Origin of the sequence: Streptomyces sp. NPDC005533 (assembly GCF_042871845.1) — a bacterium.
In the GTDB taxonomy this organism is placed as follows: domain Bacteria; phylum Actinomycetota; class Actinomycetes; order Streptomycetales; family Streptomycetaceae; genus Streptomyces.
Genome location: NZ_JBIAJH010000012.1, coordinates 160,593 through 183,316, shown reverse-complemented (window position 1 = coordinate 183,316; position 22,724 = coordinate 160,593). Strand labels below are relative to the sequence as shown.

18 protein-coding genes and 1 riboswitch are annotated in these 22,724 nt (G+C 70.7%); of the genes, 7 read left to right on the top strand and 11 right to left on the bottom strand.

Annotated features, from left to right (window positions below; all coding sequences use genetic code 11):
• Nucleotides 1–37: 37 nt before the first annotated feature.
• Nucleotides 38–943 carry an LLM class flavin-dependent oxidoreductase gene (locus ACFYP3_RS15195; RefSeq protein ID WP_388831720.1) on the bottom strand — a complete coding sequence of 302 codons (906 nt, stop codon included), beginning with the start codon at nt 941–943 and terminating at the stop codon, nt 38–40.
• Between the two features lie 122 nt (nt 944–1,065).
• Between ACFYP3_RS15195 and ACFYP3_RS15190 the strand changes: the two genes are divergently transcribed.
• The gene (locus tag ACFYP3_RS15190; protein ID WP_388831718.1) at nt 1,066–1,935 is read left to right on the top strand and encodes a Cof-type HAD-IIB family hydrolase; all 870 of its coding nucleotides are present in this window, start codon (nt 1,066–1,068) and stop codon (nt 1,933–1,935) included.
• Nucleotides 1,936–1,969: 34 nt separating this feature from the next.
• On the opposite strand, the gene ACFYP3_RS15185 is transcribed toward ACFYP3_RS15190, so the two are convergent.
• The 4 genes from ACFYP3_RS15185 to ACFYP3_RS15170 are packed head-to-tail and all read right to left on the bottom strand — an operon-like array spanning nt 1,970 to nt 10,003.
• Complete coding sequence (locus ACFYP3_RS15185) at nt 1,970–3,742, bottom strand: GAF domain-containing sensor histidine kinase (protein ID WP_388831716.1); 1,773 nt, start codon at nt 3,740–3,742, stop codon at nt 1,970–1,972.
• 24 nt (nt 3,743–3,766) lie between these two features.
• On the bottom strand, nt 3,767–7,429 hold the full coding sequence (cydD, locus tag ACFYP3_RS15180) for a thiol reductant ABC exporter subunit CydD (protein ID WP_388831714.1): 3,663 nt from the start codon (nt 7,427–7,429) through the stop codon (nt 3,767–3,769).
• Between the two features lie 48 nt (nt 7,430–7,477).
• On the bottom strand, nt 7,478–8,479 hold the full coding sequence (gene cydB, locus ACFYP3_RS15175) for a cytochrome d ubiquinol oxidase subunit II (RefSeq protein ID WP_388831712.1): 1,002 nt from the start codon (nt 8,477–8,479) through the stop codon (nt 7,478–7,480).
• An 18-nt stretch (nt 8,480–8,497) separates the two neighbouring features.
• On the bottom strand, nt 8,498–10,003 hold the full coding sequence (locus ACFYP3_RS15170) for a cytochrome ubiquinol oxidase subunit I (RefSeq protein ID WP_388831710.1): 1,506 nt from the start codon (nt 10,001–10,003) through the stop codon (nt 8,498–8,500).
• Nucleotides 10,004–10,189: 186 nt separating this feature from the next.
• Between ACFYP3_RS15170 and ACFYP3_RS15165 the strand changes: the two genes are divergently transcribed.
• Nucleotides 10,190–10,558, top strand: a complete 369-nt coding sequence (locus ACFYP3_RS15165) for a cyclophilin-like fold protein (RefSeq protein ID WP_326589178.1) — start codon at nt 10,190–10,192, stop codon at nt 10,556–10,558.
• An 83-nt stretch (nt 10,559–10,641) separates the two neighbouring features.
• On the opposite strand, the gene hisC is transcribed toward ACFYP3_RS15165, so the two are convergent.
• Nucleotides 10,642–11,721 (bottom strand): histidinol-phosphate transaminase, encoded by a 1,080-nt coding sequence (gene hisC, locus ACFYP3_RS15160; protein ID WP_388831708.1) that lies wholly within the window; start codon nt 11,719–11,721, stop codon nt 10,642–10,644.
• A 362-nt stretch (nt 11,722–12,083) separates the two neighbouring features.
• Here hisC and ACFYP3_RS15155 point away from each other — a divergent pair, with 362 nt between their 5' ends.
• The 4 genes from ACFYP3_RS15155 (at nt 12,084) to ACFYP3_RS15140 (ending at nt 16,900) form a co-directional block, all read left to right on the top strand.
• A complete protein-coding gene (locus ACFYP3_RS15155; protein WP_388831706.1) occupies nt 12,084–13,199 on the top strand; it encodes a LacI family DNA-binding transcriptional regulator in 1,116 nt (371 codons plus the stop codon).
• Between the two features lie 215 nt (nt 13,200–13,414).
• Entirely contained in the window at nt 13,415–14,701 is a 1,287-nt protein-coding gene (locus ACFYP3_RS15150; protein ID WP_388831794.1) for a metallophosphoesterase, read from the top strand.
• 148 nt (nt 14,702–14,849) lie between these two features.
• Nucleotides 14,850–15,668 carry a hypothetical protein gene (locus tag ACFYP3_RS15145; RefSeq protein WP_388831704.1) on the top strand — a complete coding sequence of 273 codons (819 nt, stop codon included), beginning with the start codon at nt 14,850–14,852 and terminating at the stop codon, nt 15,666–15,668.
• 122 nt (nt 15,669–15,790) lie between these two features.
• Nucleotides 15,791–16,900 carry a glycosyltransferase gene (locus tag ACFYP3_RS15140; protein ID WP_388831702.1) on the top strand — a complete coding sequence of 370 codons (1,110 nt, stop codon included), beginning with the start codon at nt 15,791–15,793 and terminating at the stop codon, nt 16,898–16,900.
• 63 nt (nt 16,901–16,963) lie between these two features.
• Here the strand turns inward: ACFYP3_RS15140 and thiC are convergent, their stop codons facing one another.
• Nucleotides 16,964–18,751, bottom strand: a complete 1,788-nt coding sequence (gene thiC / locus ACFYP3_RS15135; protein WP_388831700.1) for a phosphomethylpyrimidine synthase ThiC — start codon at nt 18,749–18,751, stop codon at nt 16,964–16,966.
• Nucleotides 18,745–18,890: riboswitch (TPP riboswitch) on the bottom strand. It overlaps the preceding gene by 7 nt.
• A gap of 72 nt (nt 18,891–18,962) precedes the next feature.
• Between thiC and ACFYP3_RS15130 the strand changes: the two genes are divergently transcribed.
• Nucleotides 18,963–20,411, top strand: a complete 1,449-nt coding sequence (locus ACFYP3_RS15130) for a YibE/F family protein (protein WP_388831698.1) — start codon at nt 18,963–18,965, stop codon at nt 20,409–20,411.
• Between the two features lie 10 nt (nt 20,412–20,421).
• Here the strand turns inward: ACFYP3_RS15130 and ACFYP3_RS15125 are convergent, their stop codons facing one another.
• The 4 genes from ACFYP3_RS15125 to ACFYP3_RS15110 all read right to left on the bottom strand — a co-directional run bounded on the left by ACFYP3_RS15125 (nt 20,422) and on the right by ACFYP3_RS15110 (nt 22,724).
• Nucleotides 20,422–20,871, bottom strand: coding sequence for an SsgA family sporulation/cell division regulator (locus tag ACFYP3_RS15125; RefSeq protein WP_388831696.1), 450 nt, complete (start codon nt 20,869–20,871; stop codon nt 20,422–20,424).
• Nucleotides 20,872–20,968: 97 nt separating this feature from the next.
• Nucleotides 20,969–21,715, bottom strand: a complete 747-nt coding sequence (locus ACFYP3_RS15120) for an IclR family transcriptional regulator (RefSeq protein ID WP_388831694.1) — start codon at nt 21,713–21,715, stop codon at nt 20,969–20,971.
• Nucleotides 21,716–22,038: 323 nt separating this feature from the next.
• A complete protein-coding gene (locus ACFYP3_RS15115) occupies nt 22,039–22,263 on the bottom strand; it encodes a DUF5326 family protein (protein ID WP_362856396.1) in 225 nt (74 codons plus the stop codon).
• A gap of 143 nt (nt 22,264–22,406) precedes the next feature.
• Nucleotides 22,407–22,724 (bottom strand): cupin domain-containing protein, encoded by a 318-nt coding sequence (locus ACFYP3_RS15110; RefSeq protein WP_388831691.1) that lies wholly within the window; start codon nt 22,722–22,724, stop codon nt 22,407–22,409.

Below are 22,724 nucleotides of genomic sequence, written 5' to 3'. Positions count from 1 at the left end.
GTCGCCGCTCCCGTCCGGAGCGGCGACGGACGGCGGGTCACCTGTCGAGCTGGGCCAGGGCCTCGGTGGCGATCTTCTCGAAGACGGCCTCGTCGGCGGCGAAGTCGGAGTCCGGGATCGGCGCGTGGATCACCAGCTCGGTGAAGCCGAGCTCGCGGTGGCGGCCGGCGAAGTCGACGAACGCGTCCACCGACTCCAGCACGGTGTTGGCCTCGGGCGTGAAGCCGGTCAGCAGGATCTTCTCCATGGGCTCGGGATCCCGCCCGATCTCCACGAAGGCCTTGTCGAGCCGTTCGAGCTGGCCGCGCAGGGCCTCACGCGACTGCTCGGGGGTGCCCTCCTCGAAGAGCTTCGGGTCGCCCGTGGTCACCCAGGCCTGGCCGTGGCGGGCGGCGAGCCGCAGACCGCGCGGTCCGGTCGCGGCGACCGCGAAGGGCAGTCGCGGCCCCTGCACGCAGCCGGGGATGTTGCGGGCCTCTTCGGCGGAGTAGAAGGTGCCCTCGTGGCTCACCGAGCCCTCGGTCAGCAACTGGTCCAACAGGGGCACGAACTCCGCGAAGCGGTCCGCGCGCTCACGCGGGGACCAGGGGTCCTGGCCCAGCGCGGTCGCGTCGAAGCCATTGCCGCCCGCTCCGATGCCGAGGGTGATGCGCCCACCGGAGATGTCGTCCAGGGACATGAGCTCCTTGGCGAGGGTCACCGGGTGGCGGAAGTTCGGCGAGGTGACGAGCGTGCCCAGGCGCAGCCGCTCGGTGGTGGTGGCCGCCGCGGTCAGGGTGGGCAGCGCACCGAACCAGGGGCCGTCACGGAAGGTCCGCCAGGACAGGTGGTCGTAGGTGTAGGCGGTGTGGAATCCGAGCTGCTCAGCCCGGAGCCACTGATCGCGGCCTCCCTCGTGCCATCGACGTACCGGAAGGATCACCGTGCTCAGACGCAGACTCATGCGTCGAGCCTACGGCGAGGCGATGTTTCACGTGAAACATCGCCTCGTGGGAAACATCATCCGGCGCGACAACCAGACCTGATCATGGTTCGACCGCCCCCGACCATGGGCGAAGATGGAGCGTGACCTCGGCTCCCCAGCGCCCGGACGGGCCCACCCCCACGCCCCGGCTCATCGCCACCGACCTCGACGGCACCCTGCTGCGCGACGACAAATCCGTCTCGCCGCGTACCGTCGCGGCGCTCGCCGCCGCCGAGGAGGCCGGAATCGAGGTCTTCTTCGTCACCGGACGCCCGGCCCGCTGGATGGACGTGGTCAGCGATCACGTCCACGGGCACGGCCTCGCGATCTGCGCCAATGGCGCGGCGGTCGTCGACCTGCACGCCGGACGGGAGTTCGTCCAGGTCAGGTCCCTCCCGCGGGCGGCCGCGCTCGCCGTCGTCGATGCCCTGCGGATCGCCGCACCCGGCACGTCCTTCGCGGTCGAGCTGACCACCGGCATCAACTACGAGCCGGAGTACCCGCCGTTCTTCAAGGACCCGGCCGCCAGGATCGCCACGGCTGAGGAGCTGCTGCGGGAGGACACGGACGGGGGCGGGGCGCCCGTGCTGAAGCTGCTGGCGCACCACGCCGAGATCGCCCCGGACGAGTTCCTGACGCTGGCCCGCTCCGCCGCCGGCGCCTACGCGTCGATCACCCGCTCCAGCCCCACGGCCCTGCTGGAGATCAGCGGGCACGGGGTCTCCAAGGCCAGCACGCTGGCCTTGTGCTGCGCCGAGCGCGGCATTTCCCCCGACGAGGTCGTCGCGTTCGGGGACATGCCGAACGACGTGGAGATGCTCAGCTGGGCCGGCACCTCGTACGCGATGGGCAACGCCCACCCGGATGTGATCGCGGCCGCGTCCGGCCGCACGGTCGCCAACAACGAGGACGGGGTCGCCCTCGTCATCGAGCGGATCCTGGCCGAGCTCATCGCACAGCGACAGGTCTGAGCAGCCGAGCACACGGCACCGGGCACCGGGCGTCTCAGAGCGGGGCCTCCCACACCACGGTGGTCCCACCGCCGTCCTCGCCGAGGCCCGGGCCGTACGAGCTGGCGCCGCCCAGCGACTCGGCCCGTCGGCGCAGATTGCGCAGCCCGCTGCGCCGGCCCCCTTCGGCGATGCCCACCCCGTCGTCGGCGACCTCCAGCCGGACCCCGGGACGTCCGTCGGCGAGCGTGCCGGTGCAGTCCAGGACCACCTCGATCCGGGACGCGTCGGCATGGCGGAAGGCGTTGGAGAGCGCCTCGCGCAGTGCGGCGATCAGGTTCTTGCCGACCAGCTCGTCGACGACGGTGTCGATCGGGCCGACGAAGCGGTGCGCGGGCTTGAAGCCCAGGGGCACGGCGGCCATGTTGATCTCCCGCAGCACCCGGGTGCGCAACCCTGACGGAGCCTCCGCAGGGCCCTGCTGGAGGGCGAAGATGGCGGTGCGGATCTCCTGGATCGTCACGTCCAGTTCGTCCACGGCCTTGCCCACGCCGTCACGGACCTCGGGAACGATGGACCGGCGCTGGGCGCCCTCCAGCATCATCCCGGTGGCGAACAGCCGCTGGATGACCAGGTCGTGCAGGTCGCGGGCGATCCTGTCCCGGTCCTCCAACACGGCCAGCCGCTCACGGTCGCGCTGCGCCTCGGCCATCATCAGGGCGAGCGCCGCCTGCGAGGCGAACTGAGTCGCCAGGGTCCGCTCGGCCTCGCTGAACGGTCGCTCGCCTCGCCCCCGGGGGGTGACCAGCGCGCCCAGCACCCGCCCGCCGCTGTGCAGCGGCAGCATCATGCAGGGCCCGAACTGGCTGGTCAGCTTGTTGATCGTGCGGGGGTCGGACGAGGCGTCGTCCACGAAGACCGGCTCGCCGCGCAACAGGCTGTCCACCACCGGGCTCTCGGCCGGGATCACCACACCGAGCGAGGTGGCCGGGTTCTCGGCCGAGACGGCGACGATCTCCATCCCGCCCTCCTCGGCCGGCAGCAGCACGATCCCCGCGGAGGAGTCGGCCAGCCGGCGGGCCTGCTCCGCCACCACCACGAGGGCGTCGTCCGCGTCCCCGCCGGACAGGAGGGCGGTGGTGACGGCCACCGAGCCGTCGATCCAGCGCTCGCGCTGCATGGCGGCCTCGTACAACCGGGCGTTGCCGATGGCGATGCCGGCCTCGGTGGCCAGGACCCGGACCATGTGGACGTCGTAGTCGTTGAACTCGCCGTCCTTCTTCTCTGCGAGGTACAGATTGCCGAAGATCTCTCCCTGCACCCGGATCGGGACACCGAGGAAGGTCTTCATGGGCGGGTGGTGCGCCGGGAACCCCGCTGAGCGCGGATCCTTGGTCAGATCGGTGAGCAGAACGGTGTCGGAATGTGAGATCAGTGCTCCGAGCAGGCCGCGCTTCCCGTCCGGACGGTGTCCGATCTTCCGGGCCGGCTCCGGGGCGATCCCGTGGGTGACGAAGTCCGAGAGCCCGCGGCCCTCCGTGTCGACGACACCGATCGCCGCGTAGCGGGCACCCGCGAGCTCGGCCGCGGTCTCGCAGATGCGGTCCAGCGTGGAATGCAGTTCGAGGCCGGTGCCGACCGACCGCATCGCCTCCAGCAGTTGCGGTACCCGCGCCGTGAGCTCGGTGGACAGGCCCTGCAGGCTCCTGGTGGCCTCGGTGGCGGCCACCAGCGGGTCCGACGTCGCGGGCACGGCCGGTGCGGCCGGCGAGGGATCCGGCAGCGGATCCGAGGAATCCGGCGACTGGTGCGACTGCTGCGCTGACATGCCCTTGAGACTAGTTAGTCCCCATTAGCGGGGAAAGTTGGCCAAAGTACCGTCCGTGGCCCTTTCACGCTCCAGCAGCCTCCGCAGCGGTCCCTCGGCCGCGGCCAGCTCCGCGTACGCGCCGCGCTGCACGATCTGGCCGTGGTCCAGCACGATCACCTCGTCCACCGCCGCCAGGCCGGCCAACCGGTGTGTGATCAGCACGGTGGTCCGGCCCTCGGTCGCGGCCAGCAGGTCCGCCGTCAGAGCGTCCGCCGTGGCCAGGTCCAAGTGCTCGGCCGGCTCGTCCAGGACGAGTACGGGGAAGTCCGCGAGCAGTGCCCGGGCCAGGGCCAGTCGCTGGCGCTGACCGCCCGAGATCCGCTCGCCGTGCTCGCCGACCAGGGTGTCCAGGCCGTCCGGAAGTCCGTCGGCCCACTCGAGCAGCCGGGCCGCGGCCAGCGCGTCACGCAGCTGCTCCTCACTCGCCCCGGTCCGGGCCAGGCGCAGGTTCTCCCGCACCGAGCTGTCGAAGATGTGCGCGTCCTGGGCGCACAGGCCCACGAGCGCGCGGACGTCGTCGCCGTCGAGGGTGCGCGCGTCGGCCCCGCCCAGGGTGTACGCGCCCTCGCGCGGATCCAGGAAGCGGAGCATGACCTGGGCCAGCGTGGTCTTTCCGGAGCCCGAGGGGCCGACGACGGCGATGCGGCGGCCGGCCTCCAGGGTCAGGTCCAGCCCGTGCAGGGCGTTCCGGTCCTGGCCGGGGTGGCGGGCGGCGAGCCCCGTCAGCCGCAGCGGGAAGGGCGAAGCCGGGGCGGCGGCGGGCTGCTCCGGCTCGGTGACCGGGACCGGCGCGTCGATGACCTCGTAGACCCGCTCCGCGCTGCGGCGCACCCGCTGGCGGTACTGGACGGCGAGCGGCAGCCCGTTCACCGCCTCGAAGGCGGCGAGGGGCGTCAGGACCGCGACGGCCATGGCCACCCCGGACAGCCGCCCGTCGTGGACGGCGTTCGCGGCGACGGCTGCGGCGGCCACCACGGTGAGCCCGCACACGAGGGCGGACAGCCCGCCGCCCAGCCCGCTCGCGGCGGCGCCCCGCGCCGCGATGCCGGTCAGCACGGCGTCGCTCTCCCGCGCACGGCCCTTGCGGTCCTCCAGCGCACCGGCCACGGTCAGCTCCGCGGTTCCGGTGAGGAGATCGGCCACCCGGGTGGCGAGCTCACCCCGGGCGGGCGCGAGCCGGCGCTCCGCCCGGCGGGCGCAGGCCCCGCTGACCAGCGGCACCCCGATGCCGGCGGCGAGCAGCCCGGTGGCGAGCACGGCGCCGGCCTCGGGAAGGAGCCAGGTGGTGAAGGCGACCGAACCGGTCCCGACGAGCACCGCGGTGCCGACCGGCAGCAGCCAGCGCAGCCAGTAGTCCTGGAGGGCGTCGGCGTCGGCCACCAGTCGGGCCAACAGGTCCCCGCGCCGGTGCTCGCGCAGCCCGGCGGGCGCGATGCGCTCCAGCCGCCGGTAGACGGACACCCGCAGGTCGGCGAGCATCCGCAGCACGGCGTCGTGGGAGACGAGCCGTTCCGCGTACCGGAAGACGGCGCGGCCCATTCCGAAGGCCCGCGTGGCCGTGACGGCCACCATCAGATAGAGCACGGGCGGCTGTTCGGAGGCCCGTGAGATCAGCCAGCCGGACACGGCCATCAGGCCGACGCTGCACCCCACGGCCAGCGCCCCGAGCAGCAGGCCGAGCCTGAACCGTCCCTGCCAGGCCCTGGCCACCGCCCGCACCCGGCGCAGCGGATCGGCCCCGCGCGCGTCGGTCCCGCGGCCGGCCCGCACCCGTTCGGGCGCGGCGCCGAGGATCCACTCCCCGGCGTCCGGGCCGCTGTCGCCGGGGGACTGGGCACGGGCTCCGTCACGGGAAGCGCCCGCGTGGGGGAGCAGCCCCTCCGGGTCCGGCCCCTCGGGAAGCGCACCGCCGAGGGGACGTCCCTCGGGAAGCGCACCGTCGGGGCGCGCCCCCTCGGCATGAGGCCCCCCGTGGCGTCCGTTGGCGAGGAGCTCGGCGGGGCCGCCGGCAGCCATCGGGACCACCCGGTCCGCGACCGCGAGCAGCGCCGGCCGGTGCACGACCAGCAGGACGGTCCGCCCCGAGGACAGTCGCCGGACCGCGTCCACGATCCCCGCCTCGGTCTCACCGTCCAAGGCCGCCGTCGGCTCGTCCAGGAGCAGCACGGGCCGGTCCGCGAGGAAGGCACGCGCCAGGGCCAGCCGCTGGCGCTGCCCCGCGGACAGTCCCACACCGCCCTCACCGAGCAGGGTCTGCGCCCCGCGCGGCAGCGCGGTCACGAACTCCCAGGCCCCGGCGTCCTTCAGGGCCGCGTCCACCTCGCTGCCGGAGGCCCCCGCGCGGGCCAGTCGGACGTTCTCGGCGATCGTCCCGGCGAACAGGTGCGGTCGCTGCGGCACCCACGCGACCTGCTCCCGCCAATGCGCCGGGGACAGCTCGGCCAGGTCCACGCCGGCGATCCGCACCCGCCCCGCGGTGGGCGTCACGAACCCCAGCAGCACCTGGAGCAGGGTGGACTTGCCCGCGCCGCTTGGTCCGGTGAGGGCCACGCACTCCCCCGGAGCGACGGTCAGCGAGACCGGCCCGGGAGAGTCCTCGCCCCGGCCCTCGTAGCGGACGGCGACCCCGTCGATCTCGATCCGCAGGGGGGCGCCGGCGGGCAGCCCGGCCGTCCCCGCCGGGCCGGTGGCGGGAGCCTCCAGGATCGCGAAGACCTCCTCCGCGGCCGCCAGTCCTTCCGCGGCCGCGTGGTACTGAGCCCCCACCTGCCGCAGCGGCAGGTACGCCTCGGGCGCCAGGATCAGGATGACCAGGCCGGTGTAGAGGTCCAGTTCACCGTGGACCAGTCGCATGCCGATGGTGACGGCGACCAGGGCCACCGACAGGGTCGCCAGCAGTTCCAGCGCGAAGGAGGAGAGGAAGGCGAGGCGCAGGGTCCGCATCGTCGCGCGCCGGTAGTCGTCGGTGATCTTGCGGATCGACTCGGCCTGCGCCTTGGCCCGGCCGAAGACCTTCAGCGTGGGAAGGCCGGCCACCACGTCGAGGAAGTGCCCCGACAGCCGGGACAGCAGCCGCCACTGGCGGTCCATCCGGGACTGGGTGGCCATGCCGATGAGCACCATGAACACGGGGATCAGGGGCAGCGTGACCACGATGATGGCCGCCGACACCCAGTCCTCGGTGACGATGCGGGCCAGGACCGCCACCGGAACGACCACCGCGAGCCCCAGCTGGGGCAGGTAGCGGGAGAAGTAGTCGTCGAGCGCGTCCGCCCCCCGGGTGGCCAGTGACACCAGCGACCCGGTCCTCTGCCCGGGGGGCCGGCCGGGGCCGAGGTCCGCGGCCCGTTCCAGCAGCCGGCCCCGGAGCTCCGATTTCACCGCCGCGCCGGCGCGGTGCGCGGCCAGCTCCGTCAGCCAGGCGATCAGGCCGCGCCCGAGCGCCACCGCCGCGAGCAGCAGCAGCGGCGTCCGGAGCGCTTCGCCGCCCAGGCCCTTCTCGAAGGCTCCGACCACGATCTCGGCGATCAGCATCGCCTGACCGACGACCAGCCCCGCCCCGACCAGCCCCAGGGCCACCACGGCGCCCAGGAAGAGGCGGGTGGCGCGGGCGTACCGAAGCAGGCGCGGGTCGATCGGTTTCACGTGAAACATCCCCCAAGGGAGGGTCGGACGGCGGGGTGGTGCGGGAACTCAGTGCACGTCGACGATGTGCTGCGTACCGATCCGCTTGCGGAACACCCAGTACGTCCAGCCCTGATAGAGGAGGACGAGCGGGGTGGCCACGGCCGCGCACCAGGTCATGATCTTCAAGGTGTACGGGCTGGACGAGGCGTTGGTGACCGTGAGGTTCCAGGCATCGTTCAGCGAGGACGGCATGACGTTCGGGAAGAGCGTCAGGAAGAGCATCGCGACGGCGGCCGCGATGGTGACCCCGGACAGGGCGAAGGACCAGCCCTCGCGGCCCCTCAGGTTGGCGCCGAGCGCCCCGAGCAGGGCCAGCACGGCGACGGCCATCGCGACCAGGCTCTTGCCGTCGCCGCGGGAGACCTGGGTCCAGGTCAGGAAGACCAGGGCCAGCACGGCGGTGACGACGCCCAGCCCGGTCGCCAGCTTCCGCGAGCGGTCCCGGATGTCCCCGACCGTCTTCAGCGAGGTGAAGACCGCGCCGTGGAAGGTGAAGAGGGTGAGGGTGACCAGTCCGCCCAGGATCGAGTAGACGTTGAGCAGGTCGAAGAGGCTGCCGACGTACTCCATGTTCTCGTCGATCTTCACGCCGCGGACGATATTGGCGAAGGCCACGCCCCACAGGAAGGCGGGGATCAGCGAGGTCCAGAAGATCGCGTGTTCCCAGTTGGTCTGCCACCGGTCCTCGGAGCGCTTGTGCCGGTATTCGAAGGCGACGCCGCGGACGATGAGGCAGACCAGGATGAGCAGCAGCGGCAGGTAGAAGCCGGAGAAGAGGGTGGCGTACCACTCGGGGAAGGCGGCGAAGGTCGCACCGCCCGCCGTGAGCAGCCAGACCTCGTTGCCGTCCCACACGGGCCCGATCGTGTTGATCAGGACCCGCCTCTCCGTACGGTCGCGGGCGAGCAGCTTGGTCAGTACGCCGACTCCGAAGTCGAAGCCCTCCAGGAAGAAGTAGCCGGTCCACAGGACGGCGATGAGTACGAACCAGACGTCGTGGAGTTGCATGGTGCGGTCTCCTCAGCCTCAGTACGAGAAGGCCATCGGCCGGTCGGGGTTCTTGTCGTCCCCGCCGATCTTGGTGGGCGGGTTGAGATCGGCCTCGGTGAGCTCGGGCGGTCCGGCCTTGACGTACTTGACGAGGAGCTTGACCTCGATGACGGCGAGCACCGCGTAGAGGAGGGTGAAGCCGATCATCGAGGTGAGCACCTCGGCCTGGGAGACGTTCGGCGAGACCGCGTCCCGGGTGCGCAGGACTCCGTAGACCACCCAGGGCTGGCGCCCCATCTCGGTGAAGATCCAGCCCCACGAGTTGGCGATCAGCGGGAAGCCCATCGTCCAGAGCGCGACGATCCAGTAGAGGTTCGCGAACTTCGGGCTCAGCGCCTTCTTGAAGAGGACCAGGTTCGGGGCCTCGTCCTCCCCGGTGCGCAGACCCGGCGGCAGCATGAACTTCTTGCGGGTCAGCCACAGACCCAGCACGCCGACGCCGAGGGAGGCCATGCCGAAGCCGATCATCCAGCGGAAGCCCCAGTAGGCGACCGGGATGTTGGGCCGGTAGTCGCCGGGGCCGAACTTCTCCTGCTCCGCCTTGTTGACGTCGTTGATGCCCGGGACGAACGAGGTGAAGTCGTCGTTGGCCAGGAAGGACAGCAGGCCGGGAATCTCTATGGCGACCTTGTTGTGGCCCTTCTCCACGTCGCCGTAGGCGAAGATCGAGAAGGGGGCCGGCGCCTCGCCGTCCCAGAGCGCTTCGGCGGCGGCCATCTTCATGGGCTGCTGCTTGAACATCACCTTGCCGAGCAGGTCACCGCTCAGGGCCGTGCCCATACCGGCGATGATCATGACGATCAGGCCGAGCCGCAGCGAGCTCCGCATCACGGGGATGTGCCTCTTGCGCGCCAGGTGGAAGGCGGCGATGCCGGCCATAAACGCACCGCCCACCAGGAAGGCGGCCGTGATGGTGTGGAAGAACTGGGTGAGGGCGGTGTTCTGGGTGAGCACGAGCCAGAAGTCGGTGAGCTCGGCCCGGCCCCGCTCCTCGTTGATGCGGTAGCCGACCGGGTGCTGCATCCAGGAATTGGCCGCCAGGATGAAGTAGGCGGAGAGGACGGTGCCGATGGACACCATCCAGATGCAGGCCAGGTGGATCTTCTTGGGCAGCTTGTCCCAGCCGAAGATCCACAGACCGATGAAGGTCGACTCGAAGAAGAACGCGATCAGCGCTTCGAATGCCAGCGGGGCACCGAAGATGTCGCCGACGAAGCGCGAGTAGTCGGACCAGTTCATGCCGAACTGGAACTCCTGGACGATGCCGGTGACGACACCCATCGCGATATTGATCAAGAAGAGCTTTCCCCAGAACTTCGTGGCCCTGAGGTACTTCTCCTTCTCGGTGCGCACCCAGGCGGTCTGCAGGCCGGCCGTGAGCGCGGCGAGCGAGATCGTCAGGGGTACGAAGAGGAAGTGATAGACGGTGGTGATGCCGAACTGCCAGCGCGCCAGAGTTTCCGGCGCCAAAGCCAGGTCCACGTCCTCGTCTCCTTCGCGTCGGCGTGGTCACGCAGTCTGCCTGGTGTGTCCTACTCAATCCGGGAGAAAGCAGAACGCGCTTGTGAACGCGTTCACATTCACAAGCATTATGTCCTACCACCTTCGGAAGCCACCAGGGGGGTACCCCCCTAGCCAATCCATTCAACAGATTGTTGAATGCGGCTCATGCAGATACGGATTTCCTGGCCTGCGGGCCAGCTCACCGCGACCCTCGACGACACCCCGACCAGCAAGGCACTGGCCGAGGCCCTTCCGATCTCCGCCTCCGCGAACACCTGGGGCGAGGAGGTCTACTTCGACACCGGCGTCTCCGTGGCCCTGGAACACGACGCCCGGCAGGTCGTCGAGCCGGGCACGGTCGCGTTCTGGACCGAGGGCGACGCGCTCGCGCTGCCCTACGGCCCCACACCCATCTCACGCGGAGGCGAGAGCCGCCTGGCGAGCCCGTGCAACGTGCTCGGCTCGTTCGACGGCGACCCCCGCCTGCTCTCCACCGTCCGCGACGGCGATCCCGTCCGCGTGGAACTGGCCTAGGACCCGGCCGGGCGCTCTCCGCGCACCCGCACCGGGCCTGACCGACCCCTGCCGGGTCCGGCCGCCAGGACAACCACGACCGCCTACAGCTCCTTGAAGAACGCCTCCGCCGTGTGCAGGAAGAGGTCGTTCGCCTCGGTCTCACCGATCGTGACCCGCAGGCCCTCGCCCGCGAAGGGCCGGACCACCACACCGGCCTTCTCGCAGGCCGCCGCGAACTCGGCGGTCCGCTCCCCCAGCCGCATCCACACGAAGTTCGCCTGGGTGTCCGGCACGGACCAGCCCTGCGCGAGCAGCGTCTCGTGCACCCGCGCACGCTCGCACACCAGCGCCCCCACGCGGCCCATCAGCTCGTCCTCGGCGCGGAGCGAGGCCACCGCCGCGTCCTGCGCGAGCTGGCTGACGCCGAACGGCATGGCCGTCTTGCGCAGCGCCGCGGCCACCGGCTCGTGCGCGATGGCGAAGCCGACCCGCAGGCCGGCCAGCCCGTACGCCTTGGAGAACGTACGCAGCACGGCCACGTTCGGGCGGTGGCGGTAGAGCTCGACGCCGTCCGGGACGTCCGTGTCGCGCACGAACTCGCGGTACGCCTCGTCCAGGACCACCAGGACGTCCGAGGGCACCCGGTCCAGGAAGCGCTCCAGCTCGGCGCGGCGCACGGCGGTGCCCGTGGGGTTGTTCGGGTTGCAGACGAAGATCAGCCGGGTGCGGTCGGTGATCGCCGCCGCCATGGCCTCCAGATCGTGCACGTCCCCGTCGGTCAGCGGGACCTGCACCGAGGTCGCGCCCGCGATCTGCGTGAGGATCGGGTACGCCTCGAAGGAGCGCCAGGCGTAGATCACCTCGTCGCCCGGGCCTGCCGCCGCCTGGATCAGCGACTGGGCCACGCCGACCGAGCCGGTGCCCGTGGCGATGTGCTCGACGGGCACCCCGAAGCGCTCGGCGAGCTCGTTCACGAGGCCGGTGCAGGCCATGTCGGGGTACCGGTTGAAGCTGCCGGCCGCCGAGACCGCGGTCTCGAGCACGCCGGGCAGCGGCGGGTACGGGTTCTCGTTCGACGACAGCTTGTACGCGACGGGTCCTCCCGCGGCAGCCGGCTTCCCGGGCTTGTACGTCGGAATGCCGTCCAGCTCGGCGCGCAGCTTCGGGCTCTTCTCGCTCACCGCAGGTCCTCCTCGACCGTCCCGTCCGACGTCGCCGTCGACTCAATACTGCTCACCTTATGAGGATTCCGCCGTTCCGAGAATGGGGGGCGCCTGGAATCCGGGGGAGCGCGCGCATATATGCGCGCGCCGGTGGCCTGCGCCGTGGCGCGCGTCCCTCGTGCAGGTGAGTTGAGACCGTCCCGAGACCACACCGTTTTGGCATGCCCGGACCCGCCGACAAGCTCCACCCTCACTCTCAGCAATCAAATACCTTCAATTCCAAGGTCATTGGGGGTGGCGAACCATGCAGAATCGTGCCTGTCAACGGGTGCATATGCACCCGGACCACCCACCCCCCCGAGCCCTACTATCGGCTCGCCATGACAGCAGCAGGGAAGCATCAGGTGAGCCGGACCGAGACCACCCGGCGGGCCGCCGGCCGACAGGGCCGGGCAGGCATCAGGGACGTGGCCGCCGCGGCGGGCGTCTCCATCACAACCGTCTCCGACGCGCTCAATGGCAAGGGACGGCTGCCGGACGCCACCCGCCGCCACGTTCGCGAGGTGGCCGACCGGCTGGGCTACCGCCCGTCGGCCGCCGCCCGCACCCTCCGTACCGGCAAGTCGGGCCTCATCGGCCTGACCGTGACGACGTACGGGGATGAACCTTTCACCTTCACCGAATTCGCCTACTTCGCCGAGATGGCCAGGGCCGCCACCTCGGCCGCGCTCGCCCGCGGCTACGCCCTCGTCATCCTCCCCGCCACCTCCCGCCACGACGTGTGGTCCAACGTCGCCCTCGACGGCACCGTCGTCATCGACCCCTCCGACCACGATCCCGTCGTCACCGAACTGGTCCGCCAGGGCCTGCCCGTGGTCTCCGACGGCCGCCCCGCAGGCTCCCTCCCCGTCACCGCCTGGGTCGACAACGACCACGAGGCCGCCGTACTCGGCCTGCTCGACCACCTCGCCGCCGCCGGCGCCCGCCGGATCGGCCTGCTGACCGGCACCACCACCGACACGTACACCCGGCTCTCCACCACCGCCTACCTCGACTGGTGCGAGCGCGTCGGCCAGGACCCCGTCTACGAGTCCTACCCCGCCCACGACCCGTGCGCGGGCGCCGTCGCCGCCGACCGGCTCCTCGCCCGGCCCGACCGGCCCGACGCCGTCTACGGGCTCTTCGACCCCAACGGCACCGACCTGCTCGCCGCCGCCCGGCGCTACGGCCTGCGCGTCCCCGAGGACCTGCTGCTCGTGTGCTGCAGCGAGTCCACCGTCTACGCCAACACCGAACCGCCCATCACCACGCTCTCCCTCAAACCGCGCCGCATCGGCACCGCCGTCGTACAGCTGCTCATCGACGCGATCGAGGGAATGGACACCGGACGCCCCGTCGAACAGGTCGTCCCGACCGAGCTCATCATCCGTACCTCGTCGCAGCGCAGGCAGCCGCGCACGACCGTCAGCCCACCCCGTTCCCCGGCCAAGGACTGACCGCCAGACCGTCCGGTCGGCCTGCCGGGGACCCGGCCGAACATTTCAGCAACACAGATATCGGTAGAAAACGGTAGGAACGATCGGCTCCGCTAAGGATTCACCACCCCTGGTGCGTCACAGAGCGCGAGCCGCATTCCTATGATGGGCGCACGACATCACGGACCCTCCTCCCCGGAGGTCAGGAGGGTCCGCAGGTGTACGGCAGCGCGACGGTGGTGGAGGGGTCGATGACTCAGGGGGCCGGTCAGGGACCCGCGATGCGGACGGACACGCTGCGGGACTTCCGGGTTCCAGTCACCGAACCCGCCGCGTACGCCGTATCTTCCGGGAACACCGACGAGGCTCCCGTCTACGGCGCGTACCCGGCGTACTACGACGACGGCACGCCGGCCGTGCCCCCGCAGCCCGGCTACGCGCCGGTGCCGCCCGCACCGGTGCCGCCCGCACCGCCCGCACCGGTGCCGCCCGCACCGCCCGCACCGCTCGCCACGCCGCCCGCCGCACCGCCGGCCCCGCATCCCGCGCACGCGACGAGCCAGGGCCCCGAGGACGACGACTTCGAGGGCTACACCCCGACCCACCGCGACCTGCCGATCATCGGCCGCGGCGCCGTCGGCGGTCCCGGCGACACCGTCCAGGTCCAGTACGTCCCGCAGGAGACCGCGGCCGACGGACCCGGCCCGCTCTACGTCGTCGGCGACGTCCACGGCTACCTCGACGAGCTCGTCACCGAACTCCACGCCCAGGGCCTGATCGACGCGGACCGCCGCTGGTCCGCCGGCAACGCCCGGCTCTGGTTCCTCGGCGACTTCACCGACCGCGGCCCCGACGGCATCGGCGTCATCGACCTCGTGATGCGGCTGTCCGCCGAGGCCGCCGCCGCGGGCGGCTACTGCAAGGCCCTGATGGGCAACCACGAGCTGCTGCTCATCGGCGCCAAGCGGTTCGGCGACACCCCCGTCGTCTCCGGCGCCGGCACCGCCACCTTCCAGGCCGCCTGGCTCCTCAACGGCGGCCAGCGCTCCGACATGGAGCGCCTGCAGGACGTGCACCTGCAGTGGATGTCGCGGCTGGACGCGGCCGTCCTGGAGGAGGGCCACCTGCTGCTGCACTCCGACACCACGGCCTACCTCGACTACGGCGACTCCATCGAGGACGTCAACGACACCATCCACGAGCTCCTCAACCGGGGCGACGCCGACATCACGTGGGACCTCTTCCGCAAGTTCACCAAGCGGTTCGCCTTCCGCGACGAGGGCACCGGCCCGCAGGCCGTCCGCGAACTCCTCGACACCTACGGCGGCAGCCGCGTCGTGCACGGCCACAGCCCCATCCCGTACCTGCTCGGCGAGGTGGGCACCGAGGACGGGGACGAGTCGCGCGGCCCGGAGGCCGTGGACGGCCCGCATGTGTACGCGGACGGGCTCGCCATCGCGATGGACGGCGGGGTGACGATGGCGGGCAAGCTGCTTGTCGTACAACTCCCTCTGAGCGACTGAGAGCTTACGCATAGGGGTATTTCCGCAAAGCCCCTGTCACGGCGTGGTGCGGGCGCTCTACCATCGCTCTATCCGTAGCAGGCTCTCCTCCGTTTGTGCCGGCGCCCCGTTCTACGCGGGGATACCGGCTTCTACGGAGCATCGGGGGATGCACATGACCAGCGCTCCGCACCTGCTGACCGAAGACCGACCAGAATTCGACCGGCTCCTCGACGAGGCGCTGCGCACCGCGAACGAACGGCCCGAGCTCGCCACCCTCGGCGAACGGCTGAACGCCGAACAGCTGCGCACCATGGCCCAGGGGGCCAGCGCACTGCTGGCGGCTGCGGCCGCCGCCGAGTACGGCCACTACGTGAAGGTCCGCGAGGAACGGCGCGACGAGGTGCTGTCCACGCCCGGCGCCGCGGCGGACGAGGACGGCGGACAGGGCATGGGCGGCGGCGCGGGCGTCAGCGCCGTGGTCGCGGTCCTCGCCCCCGTCCTGGCGGGCACGGCCATGCTGATATTCCTGCTCGTGGGCTACAGCCTGAAGCTGATCGAGCCCGAACCGGCCTTCGCCAAGACGATGCTGACGGCGGGTTGGCTGTTCGGCGCGCTCACCGTCGCGGCGCTGCTGTTCGCGGTGATCGGGCTGCTCGTGACGGCCGTCCGCAACAGCGCGACCGAAGTGGCGGCGGACGAGACCGAGGCCGTACCGGACGAGGTGGCGCGGGCCCGCGAGGCCTGGCGGCACGCCCTGCTGGAGCGGGGGATCATGCCGTTCCTGCGGGACGCGCTGGCCGATCCGAGTGCGGGGCCGGGCTTCCCCACCCCCAGAACGCCGGCGGCCGGGCGCATCCCCAACCTGGGATACAGCCGACCCGACTTCACCAGCCCCGGATCCCCCTCGGAGGGACCCCGCCCCGGCTACACGCCCCCGGACTTCACCAGCCCGGACTTCGGCGGCCCCGACCACCGGCCGGATTAACCCCCGGCCGGATTGACCCCCGCCGGCCGTGCGAACAAGTCGACTCGTCGGACTAATAATCCGCCCCCCATGGCCGTTCGAGCTTCCTTGCAGGGCATGACCCGGATGCCTACCGTCGGCTCGTGAAAGCAAAAGTCTGCCTCAGCATGATCGTCAAGAACGAGGCGCACGTGATCCGGAGATGTCTCGAATCGGTGCGTCCGCTGATCGACACATGGGTCATCGTGGACACCGGCTCGACCGACGGGACCCAGGACGTCATCCGGGAATACCTCGCCGATCTGCCCGGCGTCCTGCACGAGCGGCCCTGGCGGGGGTTCGACGGCAGCCGCAGCGAGGCCATCGAGCTCGCCCGCTCCAGCGCGGACTACCTGCTGTTCATCGACGCCGACGACGTGATGGAAGTCGAGTGCGGGTTCCGGTTGCCGGACCTCACGCTCGACGCGTACCACCTCGCCGTGCACCACGAGCCCGTCGTCCACTGGCGGCCCGCCCTCGTCTCCACGCGCCTGCCGTGGAGATACGTCGGCGTACTCCACGAACACCTCGCGTGCGAGGCCCCGTACAGCCGCGGAACGCTGGAGGGCCTCAACATCCTCGTCGTCGGCGGCGGGGCCCGTCAGCGCGAAGGCGGCGAGCGGGAGAAGTACCTGCACGACGCGAGGATCCTCGAACAGGGGCTGGCCGAGGAACCGGACAACGCGCGCTACGCGTTCTACCTGGCGCAGAGCTGGCGCGACGCGGGAGAAGCCGAGAAATCCCTCGCCGCCTACGACCTCCGGGCGGACATGGGCGGATTCGCCGAGGAGTCCTTCTGCGCCCGGCTCTACGCGGCACGGATCGCGGCCCGGATCGGGAGACCGCCGGCCGAGGTGACCGACCGCTACCTGCGTGCCCACGAGAGCCGGCCCTCGCGCGCCGAATCGCTCGGCGATCTCGCCCGCGTCTGCCGCAACGAGGGCCGCTGGCCCCTCGCGTACATGTTCGCCCGGCAGGCCGTACGGATCCCCCGCCCCGACGACGTGCTGTTCGTCGAGTCCGAGTGGTACGAGTGGCGCGCCCTCGACGAACTCGCCGTGGCCGCCTACTGGGTCGGCGAGTACCGGGAGTCGCTGGACTGCTGCGAACGGCTCCTCACGGGTGATGCCCTCCCCGACGAGCACCGGGACCGGGTCCTCGCCAACCTCGGTTTCGCACGGCGCAAGGTGGACCCGTACCTCGTGGTCGCCTGACGCGGCAGGGCGCCGCCCCGGCCCGACAGGCCTGGGAGCGGCGCCCTCCGTCCGTGCGGCGCGTCAGTCGGCCAGCGGCAGGTAGACGCGGTTGCCCGAGGCCGCGAACTCGGCGGACTTCTCCGCCATGCCCGCCTGGATCTCGTCGGCCTTCAGGTCGCCGCCGTGCTCGCGCCGGATGTCCTGCGAGATCTTCATCGAGCAGAACTTCGGACCGCACATGGAGCAGAAGTGCGCGGTCTTGGCCGGCTCGGCGGGCAGGGTCTCGTCGTGGAACTCACGGGCCGTGTCCGGGTCGAGGGCCAGGTTGAACTGGTCCTCCCAGCGGAACTCGAACCGCGCGTCCGACAGCGCGTCGTCCCACTCCTGGGCGCCGGGGTGCCCCTTGGCCAGGTCGGCGGCGTGCGCCGCGATCTTGTACGTGATGACGCCGGTCTTCACGTCGTCGCGGTTGGGCAGGCCCAAGTGCTCCTTGGGCGTGACGTAGCAGAGCATCGCGGTGCCCCACCAGGCGATCATCGCGGCGCCGATGCCCGAGGTGATGTGGTCGTAGGCGGGCGCGACGTCCGTGGTGAGCGGGCCGAGCGTGTAGAACGGCGCCTCCTCGCAGATCTCCTGCTGGAGGTCGATGTTCTCCTTGATCTTGTGCATCGGGACGTGGCCCGGCCCCTCGATCATCGTCTGCACGTTGTGGCGCTTGGCGATCGTGTTGAGCTCGCCCAGCGTCTTCAGCTCCGCGAACTGCGCCGCGTCGTTGGCGTCCGCGATGGAGCCGGGGCGCAGGCCGTCACCCAGCGAGTACGTGACGTCGTACGTCGCGAGGATGTCGCAGAGCTCCTCGAAGTTCGTGTAGAGGAAGTTCTCCTTGTGGTGCGCGAGGCACCACGCGGCCATGATCGAGCCACCGCGCGAGACGATGCCGGTCTTGCGGCGGGCGGTCAGCGGCACGTAGGGCAGCAGCACGCCGGCGTGGACCGTCATGTAGTCGACGCCCTGCTCGGCCTGCTCGATGACCGTGTCCTTGTAGATCTCCCAGGTCAGCTCCTCGGCCCGGCCGTCGACCTTCTCCAGCGCCTGGTAGAGCGGCACGGTGCCGATCGGGACGGGGGAGTTGCGCAGCACCCACTCGCGGGTGGTGTGGATGTTGCGGCCCGTCGAGAGGTCCATGACCGTGTCGGCGCCCCACTTGGTCGCCCAGGTCATCTTGTCGACCTCCTCCTCGATGGAGGAGGTGACCGCGGAGTTGCCGATGTTGGCGTTGACCTTCACCAGGAAGCGCTTGCCGATGATCATCGGCTCGATCTCCGGGTGGTTCACGTTCGCGGGAAGCACCGCGCGACCTGCGGCGATCTCCTCGCGGACGACCTCGGGGGAGACGTTCTCGCGGATCGCGACGTACTCCATCTCCGGGGTGATCTCGCCCCGGCGGGCGTACGCGAGCTGCGTGACGGCCTGGCCGTCACGGCCCCGGCGGGGCTGACGCGGGCGGCCCGGGAAGACCGCGTCGAGGTTCTTGAGGCCACCGCGGGGCGAGGTGTGCTTGATGCCGTCGTCCTCGGGGCGCACGGGACGGCCCGCGTACTCCTCGGTGTCGCCACGGCCGATGATCCAGTTCTCGCGCAGCGGGGCGAGGCCCCGGCGGACGTCGGTCTCGATCTGGGGGTCGGTGTACGGACCGGACGTGTCGTAGAGCGTCACGTCCTTGCCGTTGGTGAGGTGGACCTGGCGGACCGGCACCCGGATGTCGGGGCGGGAGCCCGCGACGTAGCCCTTGTGCCAGCCGGGCTGGCGCTCGGTCTGGCCGTCGGCGTCCTGGCCGACGGCAGGCGTGCGTGCGTCCTGAATGGTCATGAGACCTATCTCCCTACGCCGGCATTACCCGGTAACAGGTTCGGCGGTCGACGCAGCCTCCTCCCGCACGCATCCGTGATGCGCGTACGGTGATCAGCGTCCTCTCAGCCCGGTGCTCCGAGCTCCCGCGTTGTGCAAAGGTGCCCCCACGCTAGCGTCATCCATGGCGTGCTGAACAGTGGGCCCCCTCATCTCTTGCGATGATCTGCTGGTGACGCCCTCGCCGCAGCCCCCCACCGAGCCCACAGAGCCCCCTGGCCACATCGGCCACGAGCACCACGGCCCCGGGCACTCCGCCGAACACTCGTCCGGGCCGTCCGCCGGTCACCACGGTGGCCACTCCGCCGGCCACGGCGGTCATTCCCACGGACACGGACACGGCCACGGCCACGGCCCGGCGGCCCCCGTCTCGAAGCACCTGCGCAAGGTCATCGCGGCCGTGCTGATCCCCTTCGCCACCGCCGTCTTCATCGGCATGGTGGTGCTCTGGCCGGGCGGCGCCCCCGCCCACGAGCGCACGGGGGTGGGCTTCGACCGCCAGACGCAGCAGGGCAGGGTCGTCTCCCTCGAACACGTCGACTGCAAGTCCGTGAACGCCGCGCAGGTGCCGCCGACCGCCGACCCCTCCACGCCCGAGGGCCGCGAGGCGCAGGCCGCGCAGACCGGGGAGTGCAAGAAGGCCACCGTCGAGGTCGGCAGCGGTCCGGACAAGGGCCGCACCTTCGTGGAGATCGTCCAGCCGGGCGCGCCACGGCAGTTGACGGACGGCCAGGAGGTCGTCGTGGCGTACGCGCCGGACGCCCCCCGCGACCTGCAGTACTCCGTGATCGACGTGAACCGCAAGATCCCCCTGGCGGTGCTGGCCGGCATCTTCGCGGTCTCGGTCGTCCTCGTCGGGCGGATGCGCGGGCTGTTCGCCCTGATCGCGCTGATCGTCAGCTTCGGCGTGCTGACCCTCTTCATCCTCCCGGCGATCCTGCAGGGTTCGAACCCGCTCGTGGTCGCGGTGGTCGGGGCGAGCGCCATCATGCTGATCGCGCTCTACATGTGCCACGGCCTGACCGCCCGCACCTCGGTCGCCGTCCTCGGCACGCTCGTCTCGCTGCTGCTGATCGGTCTGCTGGGCTCGGTGTTCATCGACTGGGCGTCCCTCACCGGCAACACGGACGACAACACCGGGCTGATCCACGGGCTCTACCCGGACATCGACATGAGCGGTCTGCTGCTCGCGAGCGTGATCATCGGATCGCTGGGCGTGCTCGACGACGTGACGGTCACCCAGACCTCGGCGGTCTGGGAACTGCACGCGGCGGACCCCTCGATGGGGCCGCGCGGCCTGTACCGGGCGGCGATCAGGATCGGCCGCGACCACATCGCGTCGGTGGTCAACACGCTGGTGCTGGCCTACGCGGGTGCCGCGCTTCCGCTGCTGCTGCTGTTCTCGATCGCCAACAGCAGCATGGGCTCGGTGGCCAACAGCGAGCTGGTCGCGGTGGAGATCGTACGGACGCTCGTCGGCTCGATCGGACTGGTGGCCTCGGTCCCGGTGACGACGGCGCTGGCCTCGCTGGTGGTGGCCGCCGACCGGCCGGGCCCCCCGGACGTCGCGGCGGCCTCGGGACCGGTCCGCGGCGGCCGGGGCCGGCGGCGCAAGCGCTGAGGGTGGTGCGTCAGCCGGCGTTCTGCTCGTTCTGCTTCCACTCGGCCAGGATCTTGCCGAGCGCCTCGTCGAGGTGCTCCTCGAAGTCGCCCAGGTTCCGCTCCTGTCCGAGCGGGACGAGCCGGTCGGTGCGGTCGAGGAACGCGACGAGCGGCGCCGCGCTGGCGCGGAACAGGGCCCTGTCGGCGCCGACCTGCAGCCGGATGTGGACGTCGGACAGGTCTTCCGGGGTGGTGGGGGCGATGTGCACATCGCCGTCACCGCACGGCTTGTTGATGCCGTCGAGGAGGAGCTCCCGGCCGAACGCCCAGGTCACGGGCGCGTCTCCGGGAAGGTGGAAGGTCAGGCGGACCGCGTAGGGATCACGGGCTTCGTACCGCAGTTCCACCGGAATCCTGAACGACAGCTCCTCGGAAACGAGGAAACTCATCATGACCTCTGCCTGTACCGACTCGCGCATTGCCTACCCCGCTGTAGTGGAAGTGGCCAGGAATGATCCCCCAGGCTCCTCTTGACAAGAGTGGTGGAAGCGCTAGCAGATCACAAGGAGTGAGTTTTCAGATACTGATAGAGAACGAGAGGGTGCTCAACAGCGCGCCTACTTCACTCCGTAGCCGATCGACTACATAGAGCAATCGATCTTCCTGGTGCAAGGGGAGAGAAATCGCCATGGTTGCGGCGGTATCGCCCGCTGTGATGGGGATGGCCGCGCAGACTGTGCCAAGTGCATATTCCTGGCGTTCGGTTACTGGCTGCATTCGCCCGAGGGCCCCGATCCGATACTCCAGGGACCGGAGATCCCGCACGGTAAAAGCGGTGATCGGCTCGACCGGATGACGGTCGTAATGGTCCTTGCGCATTTCCTCGTCGAGTTGTCCGAGCAGGCACTGCCCGATGGCGTGCGCATGGCCGGTCGCACGGAAGTCGGCCCACTCCTGGCAGGCCGGGCTGGACTGGGTGTCGGAAACGCCCACGACCTCGATCTCACCCTCACGGTAGACCGCGAAGTAGACGGGGGCCCCGACCGCGTCGCGGAAGTGCGCGAGGGAGTCGAGGATCATGCTGCGACGTTTCTGCTGGAGTCCCCCGGCCGCGAGCCGGCCCGCGGCGTCACCCAGGACGAAGACCCCGCCCTCCCGGCGCAGATAGCCCTCGTGCGTGAGGGTGCGCAGCAGGTGGTACGCGGTGGGGAGCGGGAGCCCGGCCTCGCGCGCGAGCTGTTTCGCCGGCGCTCCCCCGCTGTGGGACCCCGCGGCTTCGAGGAGTCTCAGCGCCCTCTGCACCGAACCGATCAGTGTCGGCACACCGGCATTGTGAACCGGAGACAAAGCTCACCCCCAGGTGTGGCGGCGGGCCTTCGGGGAGACCCATCCTGCGGGGGCCGCCCCCGCGTAGGCCGTGGCCCCTGGGGGTCGTACTCGGCGGCTCATCAACATCACCGCAGGTCAAAGCGGCAGTACCGGCTTTCGGTGCCCAGGGAACGGCGCAGATTGCCACTCTATCCGCCGATTCCCGGGATGTGAGCGGTTTAGCCCGCCGCGTTCCCTCATCTGGCTTAATCCCGGAACCACCCGGCTCGTCCCCTTCCGCCCGCCTCCGGCCGCTCCCCGGGGCCGGCCCCCTCCTCCTACCAGTCGCCGGAGGAGGACTTCGTCCGGCCGCCGACCTTCTTCACGACGAACACCAGGCCGGCGACGAGGCCGATGAAGAGGAGCAGCTTGAAGACGAACCCGATCAGCACGCTCAGGACGGTGGTGATGACACCGCCGAACACGAACAGCGCCAGCAGGGGAACGGCGACCCACTTAACCCACCAGGGCATGCCTGCGAATGTCTCTCGGATGCCGTTCATGTCCTCGACCTCTTCCTCGTCCGTGACTTCCTGCTCTCGATGCTAGGAGTCCACGGCCCCGGATCGGGGCCCGCGAGCCCCCGGAGTCCCCTGACCCTCCCCTTAGGGGAACCGGAGCCGCGACCCTCGGGTGTCCGGTGCGCTCAGCTCTCCGGCGGGGAGAACACCACCATCACCTTCAGGTCCTCGGTGATGTGGTGGAACTTGTGCGCGACGCCCGCCGGGACGTAGACGACGCTGCCGCGCGCCACGGTGGTCGTCTCCTCCCCGACCGTGATCGAGGCGCGCCCGCTCACGACGAAGTAGACCTCGTCCTGGCGGTGCGGCTGCTGCGGATCGGCCTGCCCGGCATCGAGCGCGTACAGCCCGACCGACATGTTCCGCTCGCGCAGGAACTGGAGATAGGCGCCGTCGTTGGCGGCCCGCTCGGCTTCGAGCTCGTCAAGCCGGAACGCTTTCAT

What these genes read in the sequence shown, in the direction of transcription:
- ACFYP3_RS15195 (WP_388831720.1), bottom strand. Translation starts at nt 943, where the DNA reads ATGAGTCTGCGTCTGAGCACGGTGATCCTTCCGGTACGTCGATGGCAC.
- ACFYP3_RS15185 (WP_388831716.1), bottom strand. Translation starts at nt 3,742, where the DNA reads ATGTCAGCGCAGCAGTCGCACCAGTCGCCGGATTCCTCGGATCCGCTG.
- cydB (WP_388831712.1), bottom strand. Translation starts at nt 8,479, where the DNA reads ATGCAACTCCACGACGTCTGGTTCGTACTCATCGCCGTCCTGTGGACC.
- ACFYP3_RS15165 (WP_326589178.1), top strand. Translation starts at nt 10,190, where the DNA reads ATGCAGATACGGATTTCCTGGCCTGCGGGCCAGCTCACCGCGACCCTC.
- ACFYP3_RS15155 (WP_388831706.1), top strand. Translation starts at nt 12,084, where the DNA reads ATGACAGCAGCAGGGAAGCATCAGGTGAGCCGGACCGAGACCACCCGG.
- ACFYP3_RS15145 (WP_388831704.1), top strand. Translation starts at nt 14,850, where the DNA reads ATGCACATGACCAGCGCTCCGCACCTGCTGACCGAAGACCGACCAGAA.
- thiC (WP_388831700.1), bottom strand. Translation starts at nt 18,751, where the DNA reads ATGACCATTCAGGACGCACGCACGCCTGCCGTCGGCCAGGACGCCGAC.
- ACFYP3_RS15125 (WP_388831696.1), bottom strand. Translation starts at nt 20,871, where the DNA reads ATGCGCGAGTCGGTACAGGCAGAGGTCATGATGAGTTTCCTCGTTTCC.
- ACFYP3_RS15115 (WP_362856396.1), bottom strand. Translation starts at nt 22,263, where the DNA reads ATGAACGGCATCCGAGAGACATTCGCAGGCATGCCCTGGTGGGTTAAG.
- ACFYP3_RS15110 (WP_388831691.1), bottom strand. Translation starts at nt 22,724, where the DNA reads ATGAAAGCGTTCCGGCTTGACGAGCTCGAAGCCGAGCGGGCCGCCAAC.